This window comes from Aeromonas sp. HMWF014 (genome assembly GCF_963878295.1).
GTDB classification, from domain to species: domain Bacteria; phylum Pseudomonadota; class Gammaproteobacteria; order Enterobacterales; family Aeromonadaceae; genus Aeromonas; species Aeromonas popoffii.
In genome coordinates, this window is record NZ_CAWNYS010000331.1 from 4,680 (window position 1) to 5,174 (window position 495).

Consider the following 495-nt stretch of genomic DNA (forward strand, 5'->3'; position numbering starts at 1 on the left):
GAGCAGCAGCAATCCGGCCACCGTTGCCAGCCCCTCGGTGCGGCGCGGCAGCCTGCCTGCCAGCAGAACTATGCCGAGCAGGGTGATGGGTGCCAGATGGCGGGGATTGTCGGGATTCTGGCCAAACAGGGTCCAGAGCAGCAGGGCAAGCCAGTAGAGCGTCCAGAGCGGCGAGAGGGTGGCAGCGTGGTCTTTTGATCTTGGCCAGAGCGGCAGCACCAGCAAGGCTCCGACAGCCAGGGGCCAAAGCGGAGTGAGCTGCTCGTTGAAGGTGTGCGCCCAGCTTAGCAGCCGATCGCCGTGGGCCGCCGCCGTGTTGCCCCACAGGGTAAAGTGGCCGTCGGTAAAGCGTCGCCCCTCGCTGAAATAGGCCCAGCCATCGGCCTGCCAGACAAAGAGCAGGCTTATCAGTCCTACCAAGGCGATGGGGAGGACGAACCTGAACCGTGTCCCCTTCTGATCCATCCCAAGCCAGAGCGGCAGCAGCGCCAGCAC

Annotated in this window: 1 pseudogene; it reads right to left on the reverse strand. The window is 64.8% G+C overall.

Features of this window, described 5'->3' with window-relative positions:
- Positions 1-495 (reverse strand): annotated as a pseudogene (locus AAC083_RS23135) (hypothetical protein); the annotation flags it as partial.